Below are 14,569 nucleotides of genomic sequence, written 5' to 3'. Positions count from 1 at the left end.
GTCGGCGTCCAGGATCTCCCCGGTGCGGGGGTCGACGTGGCTGGGCCCGATCGCTCCGAAGGCCGGGTCGGCATTGGTCATCCATCGAATCGACGCGTAGCGCATGTCCAGCGTATCGAACTTGGCATCGTCCGGCTGCTGCTGCACGACCAGGGCGTTCTTGAAACCAATGCGTTCAAAGGCGGCATTCCAGGCGAGCACACCGCGGCTGATCGAGTCGCGGTAGCGGGCCGGCACATCGCGGTCGAGCCAGAAGGTGATGGGCTTGACCGGTTCCGACAGCGTCGCCGTCGGGTCCTTCTTCTCCAGGCGCCAGCGGCGCACGTAATGCCGGTTTGGCGTGCGCACGGTGTCGTGGCCGAAGTCCAGCACCATGGTGGTGAAGTAGCCGATGCGGGGGTCGGCGCGGCGCGGCGTCATCGGCTTTGCCGGCAAGGCGGCGAGCGAATAGTGCAGGCCGAGAAACATGCTGCGCGGATCGGGCAGCGTGCTCGGCAGAATGGGCACCGGCGCCGCACTCGGTGCACCCGGCGCGGGGCTGGACAAGCTGCCCGTGCTGAAGTGCAGGTTCAGTTCGAGCGTGACCACATCGGGCTCGCTGCGCACCTGCGTGAAGGCCGAATTGCGGGCATCGAAGCCGTAGTTCTGGCGGTAGGTACGCTGCAGGTTGATGCCCAGGCCCATCAGGTCGGCCACGAAAATCGGGTTCGCCTCGACCAGGATCGCCTTGGTCTCGGCCTGCGGCTGGCTGGCCACCGGCGCACTGCCGAGCAGGCTGTCGGAGAACGCGTTCGCCACCGAGCGCGCTTCGGGCGACCCCGCGGGCGCCATGTAGCGTTCGTTGCGCGCCACCAGCATCACCTGGTTGTGAACCCGGCGGAACTCGACGATCTGCGGCCGGCCGCCGTACTGCAGGCCCAGCATGCTGCCGCCGAATATGGCTTGCTCGCCAATGCCATGCGAGAGCTTGGGCGACAGGAACAGCGGCTTGTTGAAGTCGTCAGGCTTCAGCTCGAACCAGACCTTTTCGTCCCTCTGCCACAACGGCAGGAGGCCGTCGATGCGCTTGGCGCCCTTGATCACCGTGGCAAACGCCGGCGGCGCTCCCGCTGGCGCCGGCGCGCTCGCCGCGCCTCCCGGCTTGGGGGCTGACGGCGCTGCGATCGGTGCCCCGGGGATCGACGAGCCTGTGCTGGCGGGCGCAGCCTCATTCGGCGTCGCCGAGTTGGTGACCGGCGCCGGCGTCGGCGCCGGGGGCACCGCCGAACAGGCCATCAGGCTCAGCAGCAGGCTGCTCGATGTAAGCGCCAGGCCGGCGCGTGCACGCGAAATCGGGTCGAACATGTAGAGCAGCAGGTGGAGAACCGAACGAAGACCGCGACGACAGCCGACGCGGCGACAAGCAGGAGCCGAAGAAAGAACGTCGCGGCACCGATTGCTCGATGCCGCGACGGCTGGGCGTGAAACGATTGTGCCCTCACGCGGGCGCCGCGCCGATCAGGAAGATTCCGATCACGACGCGGTCCGCCAGTGGCACGCAGCCGCTGGGTTCGACCAATTTCAGTTCAGTGAGTTCGCTCCATCTCGACGATCGTTCTCTTTGTGCTCCCGCCGGCGTTCTTGCGGTCGTTCCTGCTGTTGCCGCTCGGGTTGGCGATGTTCGACCTGGCGTTCGCGCGGGGCGGGGTGCGGCTGTGGCGCAGGCTGGACTGCACGCGGCGCTTCGCGCTGCTGGAAGCCCGGCACTTCACGTGTTTCGCGTTGGTCACGCTCGCGCGGGTTCTGATTCTGAAACCCCGGCGCCTCGCGACGCTGGTCACGCTGGTCACGCTGGTCACGCTGCTCGCGCTGCTCGCGCTGCTGAGGCAAACCCGGGGCGTCGTTCTCGCGCCTCGCCTGCGGGACCACCTGCCCCGGCTCGCGCTGGACGTTCGGCGCATGGGTCGGCGCCCCGGTCATCGGCGGGCGAGCGACGCGCGGCCGCGCGTTGTCGGGCTGTCCAGCAGGCGGGCGGTTGGCCGCCGCAGGACCATGGCCGTTCGGCGACCGGTCATCGTCGTGGCCGGCACCGGCTTGCGGGCGAGCAGCGCCAGGCGACGCAGGGCGCGCCGTTGGCGCAGCATTGCCCACGCCATCGGGGCGGTTGTTGCCTGCACCGTCCGGCCGGCTGCCCATCGGGCGGCCACCCACATCCTTGCCGTCAGCCTGTGCTTCACGCGTCGCCAGCGCCCCGACACGCGGCGGCGGGGGCGTGCGGGCGGCGCGGCCAGGCTGAACGGCCTGGCGCGGTGCCAGCGAGGCATTGGCCGGCGTCGGCGGCGCCACTTGCGTCACGCCGCGCTGCTTGTGCAGTGCACGCACCACATCCGCATCGGCCGGTCGTGCAGCGGCGTGGACGGCCTGGCGCCGGGTCAGCACATCGGAGGAGACGACCGTCACGCCGCCAGCCACGCCGGTGTTGCGGTACATGATCGGCCGCGCCGGACGCACGTTGTTGATCACCGTTACGTGGGTGATGTTGACCTGCTTGATGTGGACGTGGGAGTGGCGATAGGCCGGGTAGTACTGCTCACGCGGCGCCAGCGGAACCCAACCCACCGGCTGGCCGCCGCCAACGCGGATCGACATGCTGAAGTTCGAACCACCAACCCACGCCACCATCGCCGGGGCATAGACCGGCCGACGCACGTAGGTGCCCGGTGCCCAGCACCAGCGGCCGCCCCAGTGCACCCAGCGCCCGTAGTGGAAAGGCGCGAAACCCCAGGGAGCTTCGTCGACCCAGGTCCAGCCCCAGGGGCGCACCCAGGCCCAGCGGCCATGGCGGTACGGGGCCCAGCCGACGGCCACCGTGGTCGGGTACCAGATGGCACCGTACTCCGGATGCTTGCCCCATTGGCCGTTGCGGTCCAGGTCTTCGGCACCCGTCATTTCCGGCGACACCGGGCGCTGGGCTGCGTAGCGTTCGTCGCGCGCGTCGTCGCTGCGCACCCATTGCTCGAAGTCGTCATTGGCCGGGGTCGACCAGTTGTAGTGGGTGCGCTTGTCGTTCGGGTCCAGCCACAGCTCGGCGCGCTGGCCGGCCCGCAGCGACAGCTGGCTGTCGGCGGATTCGAAGTCCAGCTCACCTTGGGTCGCGCCGGCCATGCTGCCGCGCTCCCCGTGGTCGATCCGGTACAGGCCGGCCGAGCGGGGTTGGAAGCGCCCTTCGGCGGTGGTGATCAGAATTTCGCGGGCCACTTCGGGCTCGCGCACACGCACCGCCGCAGCGCCGTCATGCAGCGTCAACTCGATGCGTTCGTCGTCCAGGCGGTTGATTTCGAGATCGCTGCCCTGGTCGATCCGGATGATGGTGGAGCCGATCTGCAACTCGACGCGCGAATCTCGGTCGGTCGCGACGCGGTCGGCGGTGGTGATCGGACGGTTGTTGACCGCCGCCTGCCATTCGCCCTGGCCTTCTTCCAGCAGCCAGACCTGGCCCTTCATGTCGGCCAGCCGGCCGACGCGCCCTGGCGGATCGTCTTCGGCACGGGCCCCCATGGCTGCCAAACCCAGGCCCCCGGCCACCAAAGCCGCCGCCAGCCCGCGAGCGGCGAAGGCCAGCCGATGTTTCCAAATGTTCATGCGTCTATCTCCAGACTCTTCCAAAACCACAACGCGGGGCGGGCGGATTCGGCTGACGTCACAGTGTTGCCGGCATGTAACCGGCGAAGATTAATCGTCGCTGGCCGGGTCCAGATCGGGAAACAGGACACTGGTGAAGCCCAACCGGGTCAGGTCTCGCATCCGGGTCGGGTACAGCCGGCCGATCAGATGGTCGCACTCATGTTGCACCACCCGGGCATGAAAGCCTTCGGCTTCGCGCTCGATCGGGCGCCCCATTTCGTCGACGCCGGTGTAGCGGATGCGCCGAAATCGCGGCACGACGCCTCGCAGGCCTGGCACCGACAGGCAGCCTTCCCAACCTTCTTCCTCGGCGAGCAGGCCATCGGCCTCCGGCAGTGGCGTGATCAACGGGTTCAGCAGCACCGTCTTGGGCACCGGCGTCGCATCCGGATAACGTTCGTTGCGATCGAAACCGAAGATCACCAATTGAAGGTCGACGCCGATCTGCGGGGCCGCCAGGCCAGCACCTTGCGCCGCGGCCATCGTGTCAAACATATCTTGGACCAGCGACCGCAGCTCGGGCGTGCCGAATGCGGCGACGGGCGGCGCCACACGCAGCAAACGCGGATCGCCCATCTTCAGGATCTCTCGCACCGCCATGGCCTGCCTTCTCGTGCATGGAAAGTGGGCATTATGGGATGCGTCAGGATCATGACAGCGCAGCGCGGCGTTGGTACCCTCGCCGACTTGGCGATTCCACAAGACCTCACTCTGATGACCGCTTCCACCACCTATGTCGGCCTGCTGCGCGGCATCAACGTCGGCAAAGCCAAGCGCGTCCCGATGGCCGAGCTGAAGGCATTGGTCGAGTCGCTGGGCTACACCGACGTGAAGACGCTGCTGAACAGCGGCAACGTGGTCTTCCGCGGCCCGACGGGCAACCCCGCCGCCGCGGCAAGACGCATCGAAGCGGCATTGCCCGACGCGTTCGGCTTCAGCGCCAAGCTGACGGTGCTCGATGCATCGCAATGGGCCGAACTGTTGGCCGACAACCCGCTGCTGGACCGGGTGAGCGATCCGTCGCGGTTCCTGGTCGCCGTGTGGCGCAACGCGACCGCACGCGCGGGCGTCGAAAAGCTGGCGTCACAGGACTGGTCGCCCGACTTGTTCGCCGCCGGCCGCCACGCCGGCTACCTGTCGTGCACCGAGGGCATCCTGGCCAGCAAGACAGCCGTCGCGCTGGATAAGGCCTTGCGCGACGAAGTCACCACCCGCAACTGGGCGACCGTGCTGAAGATCGGCGCGATGCTCGAAGCCGCCAAGAACTGACCCCGCCTGCGATCGAGGCGAATTTGCGCACCGCCACGGCGGCCTGGGCCTTCTTCGGCTTGACGGTATTGATCGAAGACTCGGCCGCGGGCCAACGGCTCGGTGCGACGACGAAGTACAAGTAGCTCGCGAGCTCAGTCCGCCGGCACGAGCCAGCGCCAATCGGTCGACAGGTCTTCCTCGACCCAGCCGAACAGCAGGCCCGTGGCACCGGCTGCCATGGCTTCCAGCTCGGCCAGGTCCTGCAACGCCGACCGATCGCGCTGCAGCACGAAACGCGCATCGCCGCGCCACGCGAGGTGCTCGCTCAACGCCGCCAAGGTGTGACTGGCCTGGCTCTGCATGAATGCGAACGGCATCGGCAAACCTTCGGCCGCCTGCGAGGCGATCGAGCGGGTGGCGCTGCGCGGGCCGCCGAAACTGGCCAGTCGCAAGACGGCGCCCTGCGGCAGCGCCGTTTCGCCGGCCAGCGCCAGGCATTCGCGGGCGCCATACAGCGCCAGCTCGGCCCAGGGCCCGAGTCGGCGCGGCCGCAGGCCCAAACGCTGCACGAGCTGCTCACGCCAATCGGCGGGCAGCGGATCGGCCACGAAACGCGCCCTTTCACGCCACGCCGTCATGCCTGCATGTCCTCGAGCACCACCGCAGCGTGTCCACCGCCGAATCCAAAGATGTTCGCCAGCAGGTGACGGGCGGTTCGAGGCGGGTGGCTGGCCAGCTTGGCCCCAAGCGCCGGGTCGACCTCGCCGTCCACCGAGGGCCAGGCTCCGTTTTCGAGGCACCCCGTCAGCAACGCCAGCTCGGCCACGCCGGCGGCGCCCAGGGTGTGGCCGATGCTGGCTTTGAGGCTCATCAGCGGCGGCATCCGGGCGCCGAACACACGGTGCAAGGCCTGAATTTCGGTGGCGTCGTTCGCGGGACTGCCGGCAGCCTGCAGCTTGACCAGCCCGATGTCGTCCGCCGTGACGGCGCTGCGCAGCAAAGCCTCGCAACAGGTCGACTCGACCGCGCCGAGCGCCGCGCCCGCGGCATCCCGGCCGTCGACATGGTTGGCGCCACCGGCCAGGCGCCAGCGGGCCGGACGGCGCGTCAGATGAAGGGCCGCGACGGCTTCGCCCAACACCATGCCATCACGCCCCAACCCCATCGGTCGGGCGCGCTCGGCCGCCAGCAGCTGCATGCCAAGAAAGCCACCCGGTGTGACACGGCTGCGCAGCTCGATCCCCATTACCAGCGCGTCGGGCAACAGCCCCTGACTCACCAGCGCCTGCGCAGACAGCAGCGCATTCAACCCCGAGGTACAAGCCGTGCTGACGCTGTAGGCCGGCCCTTGCCAACCGAGCCAGGCGGCCACATGCTGGGTGAAGTCGTCGAAGCTGCCGTCGAACTCACCGCTGTCTTCACGGGCACCGATGTCCATCGACGACGAAGCGATGAACAAGGCGCCGCGCCGATCGCCGTCGAGCGCGCCGCATTCGCCTGCGACCTGCCGAACCCAGTGTTGCGCACGGTCGCTCCATGGCGTCTGCGAGTCGTTGTCGATCGCAAAGTAGGGGCAGCCAAAGCCGCCCGCAAGGCCGAGCCGTTGCGGTACAACGCCGCCGCCGGCCAAGGCCGCCAATGCCGCCTCGAGCGTTGGCGCGAGCCCGCAAGCCAGGCCGCGGCCCGTGATGAACACCGGGGCATCCATCGGCGTCTATCGCTGCCCGGTCGCCAACTGGGCGGCAAGGTACTCGGCCAGTCGCGAGATCGAGCCCAGCGCCCGGCGGGTTTCCTTGCTGTCGGCCATACGCACGCCAAAGCGGGCCTGGATCGCCATCGAGACCTGCAGCGCGTCGAGCGAGTCAAGGTCCAGCCGCGCGTCGGGGCCGAACAGCGGTTCGTCGTCCGACAGGCCGCCCGCCGGCGACTGCTTCTCGGCGGCCTCGAGGACGAGGGTCTTCAGCTCAGCGGCCAGTTCGATCGGAGTCATCTTGCGCGAGGGTGGATCAGGACAACGGCCAGCGCAAACATCAGCGCGGCGAAAGCGAGCAATGGCCAAGTCAGCCGCGCGACAGCAGCGACGTCACCGCCGCGCATCAGGACCTGAAGCAACGCCTCGAGGCCCCAGTTCATCGGCGACCATTCGGCCAGGCGCTGCATGAAGGCCGGCATCACGAACTTGGGCACCATGATGCCGCCGATGGCCGCCATCAGGATGTTGGCGATTGGCCCCACGGCGCTGGCCTGCGCGTGGGTTCGCACCGCGCCGGCCAGGGCCAGGCCCATGCCGACGGCGGCGAGGCTGACAGCGCCGATGGCCACCAGCAGCGCGCCCCAGTCGATGCCGGCCAGCGACAGCCCTTCACCGCCGAGCAGCGGCATCAGCCACACGCCCACCGCGAGCATCAGCGCGGCTTGCAGCAGGTTCACCGCGAGGTAAGGCCAGGTCTTGGACAGCAGCAGCGCCCAGGTCGGCACGCCCAGGGTGCGCAGCCGCGCGAGCGTCCCGCTGGCGCGTTCCTGCACCAGCAGGTTGGCCAGCGAAGCGACGACGAAGAACATGCCGAACACCAGCCAAGCCGGCACATTCTGCTGCACGGCGCTGGGGCGCGGCCCTTGGGTGTCCAGCCGATGCGCATCGATCAGCCGGGCCATTGAGGCATCCGCCGGCGGCTCGGGGCCCAGGCGGGCCAGCGCGAGGCGGGCCTTCATCTCGCCGGCCAGGCCGGTCAGGTCGGCTGTCAGCGCGGCAAGCAGGCCTGCGTCCATGCCAGGCTCGACGCGCAGTTCGAGCAGCGGCTCGGTCGGCAACGCCGGCTTCTTCAATTCGTCGGACAGGCCGGGCTGCAAGACCAGCAGGTACTTCAGCGTCCCGGCACGCAATGGCGCGGCCGCATCGGCCGGCATGGGCTGGGCTGCCCCATGATCGCGCGCCCAGAGCGCAGCCAACGTGCGCGCTGGTTCACCCTCGTCGCGCACGTCGATCGAGTAGGCCATCGTGCGCAGCGGCGGGCGGTAGACGTCTTTCAGCGCCAGCGACATCACGACGATGAAGACCAGCGGCATCAGAAACAGCGCCGCCAGGCCGTGCGGGTCGCGCACCAGCGTCAATAGCTCCTTGCGGACCAGGCCGGCGATCACGCGTCGTCCCGCAGCGAGCGGTGGGTCAGCGCCATGAAGAGCTCTTCCAGGTTCTGCCGGCCCAGTTCGGCATGGCGGACGTGGGCACCGGCCGCCTCGAGTGCGGCAAACACGGCCGAGGCCGGGGTGCGCCCCAGTTCGACGCTGCAGCGCTCACCGCGCCTCTCGACCGGCCCGATACGCCCGAGCAATGCCAGCAGCGCCTCGGTCGTGATGCCGTCGGCCATCACCGTCAGCTGGGTCGCGTCCTGTGCCAGCAGCTCGGCCAAGGGACCGGCGCGCAGCACCTGGCCATGGTCGATGATGACCACGCGGTCAGCGATGGCCTCGATCTCGTCCATGTAGTGCGAGGTGTAGACCACCGTCGCGCCCTGCCGGGCCAAGTCGCGGATCGTGTCGAGGATGAAGGCCCTCGACTGCGGATCGACGCCCACCGTCGGCTCGTCGAACAGGATCACGCCCGGCTCGGCCAACAGCGCAATGGCCAGGTTCAAGCGTCGCTTCAAGCCGCCCGACAGACGCTCGGCGCGCGTCGAGGCGAAGCGCTCCAACTGGGCGAAGGCCAGGCAGGCCTCGATGCGGGCGCGGGCGCGCGCCGCCGGCAATCGACAGACTGACGCGAAGGTGGCGAGGTTCTCGCGCACGCTGAGCGTGGGGTAGAAGGCGTACTCCTGAGGCGCCACCGCCATGTGAGTCGGCTTGCGCGCACGCAGCGCCAACAGCGGCTCGCCGTCAACCAGGATGGTGCCCTCTTGCAGCGGCAGCACGCCGGCCAGCAACGAGATCAAGGTCGTCTTGCCGGCGCCGTTCGGCCCCAACAGGCCCAACACGGCACCACGCTCGGCTTGCAGACTGACGCCGTCGAGCGCAGAGCGCGGCGAACCCGCGTAGCGGTGGCGTAGCCGCTCGATCGACAGCGTCATTGCACGGCAGTTTTCAGCTCACGGAAGAATGCCTCCTCGCGCAGGGCAAGGTCGCGCAGCAGTGCAGCAATGGCCGGTGGTGCGACCGGCTCGCGAGCTTTGACCATGCGCGCGGCCTTCAATGCGAAGCCGCGCCAGCCGTCGCCGATCTCGGTCAGCCGGTCCGCAAAGCTGGCCAGCACTGGCCGCTCGGCCAACGCCGCCGCTTCCTGCAGGAAGGCAGCGTAGATGAAACGAAAGCCCGCGCCGCCAGTGCCGATCTCTTCCTGCATGCGCACGATGTGGCCGATCAGCGCCGCCGTCGCCGGCTCGGCGGCCGGTAGCCGCTCGAGCCGTCCGGCCAGAAAGCGCATGCCGCGCACGCCGGCGATCGGAACTGGCGCCAGCATGTGCCGGCAGTTGCGCGCAATGGCCCGGCGCACGGCCGCCGGCTGGACCGACTGGCGCTCGATACGCTGCGGGTAATACAGCAGGCCCTTCGGCGCGAGGGCGCCCTTGGCGAAACGCGCACGCGCCAGGTCGGCGGACGGGCAACGCACCGGGTGCTCGAAGACCGGGTCGCTGATCAGGTAGTCGTCGCCGTCCTTGCCGTAGACCAGCAGATTGTGAGCATTGAAGTGAAAGCGCATGTCCGGCGGGAAATACGGCAGCCAATAGACCGAGGTCTGCAGACCGACGACGTGCCCTTCGGCCAGCAACGCATCAAGCCTTTGTTGGCCCGCCGCCTCACTGCGGAAGCTCTCGAAGCGGAAGTGCGCATCGAATGGTGCTTTCATGCCGCGGATGATGGCGCGCGGCAGTGCCCGGTAGGCCACGACCGGCTGGCCCGAAACCTTGATGAACGGCAGGTAGGCAAACGACAAGGCCCCTGCCAAGCCGAAAGCCAGGCTCTCGGACATCGGCAGGCCATGGTGGCGCAGAAGGTTGGCGACGACGCCGCTTTCGCAGTGCGCCGCGTGGCGGTGGTCGAAGTTCATGGCAACTTGCGCAGTGCTGCCGTCGCCAGGCCCAGTGCCTGCGCATAACGGCCCAGCTGGGCTTCACTCAAGCGGGAGAACCCCTGCGGCTTGAGATGGCGGCGCACCCGCCATTGCCAGAAGCCACTGCTTTGGGCCAGCAGCGCCACGTCCATGCGCTGGGCGTGCATCCAGTATTCGAGTGGCGACGCGAGGCCTGCGAGCACGCGCTCGCGGGACACTTCGGCCTGCTGCGCCATTGCGTCCACCGCCTGCCGAGTGACGATCTCTTCGACCTCCCAGCCGCGCGAAGCCACGATCGTCAGTTTGCCGTTCTCGTCGCGGGCGTAGATGGCCTTGCGCTGGCCACCCAGCGTCGCGTTGCCCTCCTGCGGCACATTGTTCGCATCCATCAGCCGGCCACCGCCTCCATGTGTACGAACCCGCTGGAAAAGCGCCCGCTCTCGGGCACGTACATCAGCAGCCTGTGGCCTGGCTTGATACGGCCCGAGCGGAACAGCTCGTCGAGCATGATGTAAGGCGAAGCCGAGCCGGTGTTGCCCTTGCTCGTCAGGTTGGTGAACCAACGCTCGCGCGGGATTGAAAAGCCCAGCTCGGCCAGCCCCTGCTCGGTTGGCTGAATGAAGAACTGGGACGAAAGGTGCGGCAGGAACCAGTCGATGTTCTCGGCGCGCAGATGGCGCTTCTTCATCAGGTCGGCCAGCGGGGCCAACCCGGCGGCCTGGATGATGTTCGTGTTGAGCAACTTCACGTCCTGCTTCACCGCAAACACCGACTGCGTCCGCCACTGATCGGGCGTGAAGCTGAGCCAGCCGCGCAGCTGGCCGTCGTCACCCTTTTCGGCGCCGGCGTACATGCAAGTGGGCAGCTCGTGGGCGGCCGACGACAGCTCGATCCAGTCGATGCGCAGGGACAGCGGGCCGCGGGGCTCGTTTTCGAGCAGCACGGCACCGGCGCCGTCCGACAGCATCCAGCGCAGAAAGTCCTTCTCGAAGGCAATCTCGGGCTGGCGCTCCAGCGCCTGCAACTTGTGCTCAAGCTCCGCTTCGAAGTGGCGCGCCAGCAGCACCGGCGAGGCCAGTTCGGAGCCGGTGGCCACTGCGCGCCGTGCGTCACCGCAGCGCACCGTCAGCCATGCGTGCTTGAGCGCCGCGGTGCCGGCCAGGCAGATGCCTGCGCACGAGACCACCTCCAGCCGCGGCCAGCCCAGTTCACCATGCACCATCACTGCGTGGTTAGGCATCAACTGGTCGGGCAGCGAGGTGCCGGTGGCCAGGCAATCGACACGGCCCACATCGCCCAAGCCGCGGATCGCAGCCGCAGTCAGCTGGGCATTGCTCATCGCCGGCTCGCCGGTCGCCCGGTCGATCGCGTAATGGCGCGACTGGATGCCGTTGCTGCGCAGCACCAGCCGGCGCGCGCGGGAAGGCTTGCCGCCGACGCGGCCCAGCACGTCCTCGATCTCTTCGTTGCCGACGGGCGCGAACGGCAGGAACGCGCTGGTGCGCGTCACGTAAACACTATTGGTCATAAAGCGCACATCGTTCCGTCGACGAGCCCGAGGGCTGCTCGAAACGCTGCTGGATGTCGGCCAGCCAACGGCCCATGAAAGGCCGCAGCAAGGCCTGCACGGCCAGGCTCAGCGGAACCACCGCGATGATCGCGGTAACCAGGAAAGTCACGTACAAGGCCAGGAGCGGCACGCGCTGCCAACTGCCGGGTGCGCCGGCCGCGCGCAGCAGATGGCCCCAAAGGTAAAAACTGCGGCTGCCGGCCTTCTCGCTGGCATACAGCTTCGGATCGACCTGCACAGCGCCCAGGCCGGCCAGCAGCGGCGCGGTGCCACGCTCGCGGTCTGCCGCCAACGCATCGCGCAGTGCCAGCCCAAACCGGCGCGCCCCGCGGATCTGCCCCTCGTTCAGCCCGGCCGCCGACATGCCCCAGATCGGCCCTTTGCGGCCGCTGAGCAGCCAGCGTGGCGTGGTGATGAAGGTCGCCAGCGTCGGGCCGGGGTCCGTCAACACCACGTTGTCGATCAGGCGTGCTCCGGCATCGGCCAGCAGCGACTTGAGTTTTTCCTGCGCCAGCAGCCACATGTTTCGGCAGGCGATCAGCGTGACCACCGGTGTGCCATGCAACACCCGACGAACAGCCGGATCCTTCAGGAAAGCCGTGACGGGCTGCGACGGGGCGAGAAACCACACCTGGTACGGCAGGATCACGAGGTCGAAACGCTCGTCGCCGGTCAACGACAGCGGCTTCAGCGGCGGCGGCACCATGTGCGCCGATTCCGGAAACGCATCGAAGAAACGGAAAAACGGCCACGGAAACGGGAATGGTTTCAGTGGCGCCAGCGTTTCGGTATGGATCTCGAAACGGCTGTCAGCGCGCAACGGCGCCAGCAGCTCATCCGCCACGGCCTGCAACTGGCCCGTCTGGGAGTACTGGACGACGAGGATCTTCTTCGAGGTCGTCTGGGCAGGCGGCAGGCCGGAAATCACGAGGAACGCTGGAGCTGGCAAAGCTGCGGATTATCGCGACTATTCCTCCAACAATCCCCGCAGTCCTGCCTCATCCAGCACGGTCACCCCTAGTTCGCGGGCCTTGTCCAGCTTGCTGCCGGCTTCTTCGCCAGCCACGACGTAGGTGGTCTTCTTCGACACCGAGCCGCTGACCTTGCCGCCGGCGGCCTCGATCATCTCCTTGGCCTCGTCACGGCTCAAGCTGGGCAAGGTGCCGGTCAGCACCAGCGTCTTGCCCAGCAGCGGCCGCGGCGCATCGTTGGCGGTGCCTTCCTGATCGGGCCAGCGCACGCCGGCCGCACGCAGCTGCTCAACCACTTCGCGGTGGTGCGGCTGGTCAAAGAAGTGACGGATGCTCTCGGCGACGATCGGGCCGACATCGGTGACCTCCAACAGCTCTTCCAACCGCGCATCCATCAGCCGGTCGATGTTGCCGAAGTGGCGCGCCAGGTCCTTGGCGGTCGTCTCGCCGACCTGTCGAATGCCAAGGCTGTAGAGAAAACGGCTCAATGTCGTCGACTTGCTCTTCTCGATGCCGGCCAGCAGGTTCTGCGCGCTCTTCTCGCCCATGCGCTCCAGCGCCATCAGGTTGGCCAGGCCAAGGCGGTAGAGGTCGGGAACGGTCTTCACGATGGCGCCGTCCACCAGTTGGTCGACCAGCTTGTCGCCCAGGCCCTCGATGTCCATCGCGCGGCGGCCGGCGAAGTGCAGCAGCGCCTGCTTGCGTTGCGCCGGGCAGGTGATGCCGCCGGTGCAGCGCCAGTCGGCCCCGCCTTCCTCGCGCTCGATCGGGCTGGCGCAGACGGGGCACTTGCCGTGCAGGCGCTTGTACAGGTCGAACGGCTCGCCGACATCCGCCGGGCGCTTGTCGGCCACGATGCCCACCACCTCGGGAATCACGTCGCCAGCGCGGCGCACGATCACCGTGTCGCCGATGCGCACGTCCTTGCGGCGGGTTTCGTCTTCGTTGTGCAGCGTCGCGTTGCTGACCGTCGTGCCGCCGACGAACACCGGCTCCAGCTTGGCCACCGGCGTCAGCTTGCCGGTGCGCCCCACCTGGATGTCGATGCCCAGCACCCGCGTCATCTGCTCTTGCGCCGGGTACTTGTGCGCCACGGCCCAGCGCGGCTCACGCGAGACGAAGCCGAGTTTTTGCTGCAGCGCACGGTCGTTGACCTTGTAGACCACGCCGTCGATGTCGAACGGCAAGGCATCGCGCTTCTCGGCGATACGCTGATGGAATTCGACCAGACCGGCGCAACCCTGCGCCACGGTGCGATCAGCATTGACCGGCAGGCCAAATGCCGCGATCGCGTCGAGGATGGCGCTGTGCGTCGGTGGCCGCTCCCAGCCCTGAACGTCGCCCAGCCCATAGGCGAAGAAGCTCAGCTTCTTGTCGGCCAGCGAACGGTTGTCCAGCTGGCGCACGGCACCGGCCGCTGTGTTGCGCGGGTTGATGAAGGTCTTGCCGCCCTTCTCGCGCTGGCGCTCGTTCAGCCGCTCGAAGTCGTCGCGCCGCATGTAGACCTCGCCGCGCACCTCCAGCACCGGCGGCGGGGTCTTGCCGATCAACCGCAGCGGGATCTGGCCGATCGTGCGGATGTTGTGGGTCACATCCTCGCCAGTCTCACCGTCGCCGCGCGTGGCGGCCTGCACCAAGACCCCGTCTTCGTAGCGAAGGTTGATGGCCAAACCGTCGAACTTCAACTCGGCGGCGTACTCGATCGGCGGATCGCCTTCTGCCAGGCCCAGCTCACGTCGCACCCGGGCATCGAACGCCTCGGCCCCACCGGCGGTTGTGTCGGTCTCGGTGCGGATGCTGAGCATCGGCACGGTGTGCTTCACCGGCACCAGGCCCGGCAGCACCTGGCCGATCACCCGCTGGGTGGGTGAATCCGCCGTGCGCAGCTCGGGGTGCGCCGCCTCGATCGCCTCCAGTTCCCGGAACAGCTTGTCGTACTCGGCGTCCGGCAGTTCCGGCGCGTCGAGCACGTAGTAGAGGTGGGCGTGGTGGTTCAGTTGGGCGCGCAGTTCGGCGGCGCGCTTGGCGGCTTTGGCTTGATCGGCGGATTCGGGCATGCGGCGAAGTTTA

General features: G+C 68.2%; 14 protein-coding genes. 1 reads left to right on the top strand and 13 read right to left on the bottom strand.

Going from position 1 to position 14,569, the window contains the following annotated elements; all coding sequences use genetic code 11:
* From VFY73_RS02530 to def, 3 genes are all read right to left on the bottom strand, one after another.
* Window positions 1–1,344, bottom strand: a 1,344-nt coding sequence (locus VFY73_RS02530; protein WP_329716332.1) for a DUF5117 domain-containing protein, incomplete at its 3' end; no start/stop codon positions are given.
* Window positions 1,345–1,560: 216 nt separating this feature from the next.
* Window positions 1,561–3,621 (bottom strand): DUF6600 domain-containing protein, encoded by a 2,061-nt coding sequence (locus VFY73_RS02525; RefSeq protein ID WP_329716331.1) that lies wholly within the window; start codon window positions 3,619–3,621, stop codon window positions 1,561–1,563.
* Window positions 3,622–3,711: 90 nt separating this feature from the next.
* Window positions 3,712–4,263 (bottom strand): peptide deformylase, encoded by a 552-nt coding sequence (def, locus tag VFY73_RS02520; RefSeq protein ID WP_329716330.1) that lies wholly within the window; start codon window positions 4,261–4,263, stop codon window positions 3,712–3,714.
* A 114-nt stretch (window positions 4,264–4,377) separates the two neighbouring features.
* Here def and VFY73_RS02515 point away from each other — a divergent pair, with 114 nt between their 5' ends.
* Complete coding sequence (locus VFY73_RS02515) at window positions 4,378–4,932, top strand: DUF1697 domain-containing protein (protein WP_329716329.1); 555 nt, start codon at window positions 4,378–4,380, stop codon at window positions 4,930–4,932.
* Between the two features lie 134 nt (window positions 4,933–5,066).
* On the opposite strand, the gene VFY73_RS02510 is transcribed toward VFY73_RS02515, so the two are convergent.
* From VFY73_RS02510 to ligA, 10 genes are read right to left on the bottom strand one after another with little or no spacing between them, the layout of a single operon-like run.
* On the bottom strand, window positions 5,067–5,552 hold the full coding sequence (locus tag VFY73_RS02510; RefSeq protein ID WP_329716328.1) for a hypothetical protein: 486 nt from the start codon (window positions 5,550–5,552) through the stop codon (window positions 5,067–5,069).
* The gene (locus VFY73_RS02505; RefSeq protein ID WP_329716327.1) at window positions 5,549–6,622 is read right to left on the bottom strand and encodes a beta-ketoacyl synthase N-terminal-like domain-containing protein; all 1,074 of its coding nucleotides are present in this window, start codon (window positions 6,620–6,622) and stop codon (window positions 5,549–5,551) included. The genes VFY73_RS02510 and VFY73_RS02505 overlap by 4 nt, the downstream gene beginning before the upstream one ends.
* 6 nt (window positions 6,623–6,628) lie before the next feature.
* Complete coding sequence (locus VFY73_RS02500; protein ID WP_329716326.1) at window positions 6,629–6,904, bottom strand: acyl carrier protein; 276 nt, start codon at window positions 6,902–6,904, stop codon at window positions 6,629–6,631.
* The gene (locus VFY73_RS02495; RefSeq protein ID WP_329716325.1) at window positions 6,901–8,055 is read right to left on the bottom strand and encodes an ABC transporter permease; all 1,155 of its coding nucleotides are present in this window, start codon (window positions 8,053–8,055) and stop codon (window positions 6,901–6,903) included. Before VFY73_RS02495 ends, VFY73_RS02500 begins: the two co-directional genes overlap by 4 nt.
* Window positions 8,052–8,978, bottom strand: a complete 927-nt coding sequence (locus tag VFY73_RS02490; protein ID WP_329716324.1) for an ABC transporter ATP-binding protein — start codon at window positions 8,976–8,978, stop codon at window positions 8,052–8,054. Before VFY73_RS02490 ends, VFY73_RS02495 begins: the two co-directional genes overlap by 4 nt.
* On the bottom strand, window positions 8,975–9,955 hold the full coding sequence (locus tag VFY73_RS02485; protein WP_329716323.1) for a BtrH N-terminal domain-containing protein: 981 nt from the start codon (window positions 9,953–9,955) through the stop codon (window positions 8,975–8,977). Before VFY73_RS02485 ends, VFY73_RS02490 begins: the two co-directional genes overlap by 4 nt.
* Complete coding sequence (locus VFY73_RS02480) at window positions 9,952–10,347, bottom strand: hypothetical protein (protein ID WP_329716322.1); 396 nt, start codon at window positions 10,345–10,347, stop codon at window positions 9,952–9,954. Before VFY73_RS02480 ends, VFY73_RS02485 begins: the two co-directional genes overlap by 4 nt.
* The gene (locus tag VFY73_RS02475; protein ID WP_329716321.1) at window positions 10,347–11,486 is read right to left on the bottom strand and encodes a beta-ketoacyl-ACP synthase III; all 1,140 of its coding nucleotides are present in this window, start codon (window positions 11,484–11,486) and stop codon (window positions 10,347–10,349) included. Before VFY73_RS02475 ends, VFY73_RS02480 begins: the two co-directional genes overlap by 1 nt.
* Window positions 11,476–12,456 (bottom strand): dialkylrecorsinol condensing enzyme, encoded by a 981-nt coding sequence (locus tag VFY73_RS02470; protein ID WP_329716320.1) that lies wholly within the window; start codon window positions 12,454–12,456, stop codon window positions 11,476–11,478. The genes VFY73_RS02475 and VFY73_RS02470 overlap by 11 nt, the downstream gene beginning before the upstream one ends.
* Window positions 12,457–12,495: 39 nt before the next feature.
* On the bottom strand, window positions 12,496–14,556 hold the full coding sequence (ligA, locus tag VFY73_RS02465; RefSeq protein ID WP_329716319.1) for an NAD-dependent DNA ligase LigA: 2,061 nt from the start codon (window positions 14,554–14,556) through the stop codon (window positions 12,496–12,498).
* Window positions 14,557–14,569: the final 13 nt, after the last annotated feature.

The organism is Ideonella sp. (assembly GCF_036277275.1).
In the GTDB taxonomy this organism is placed as follows: domain Bacteria; phylum Pseudomonadota; class Gammaproteobacteria; order Burkholderiales; family Burkholderiaceae_C; genus Ideonella.
The sequence above is the reverse complement of the archived record's forward strand: the minus strand, read 5'-3'. Positions and strand labels throughout refer to the sequence as shown.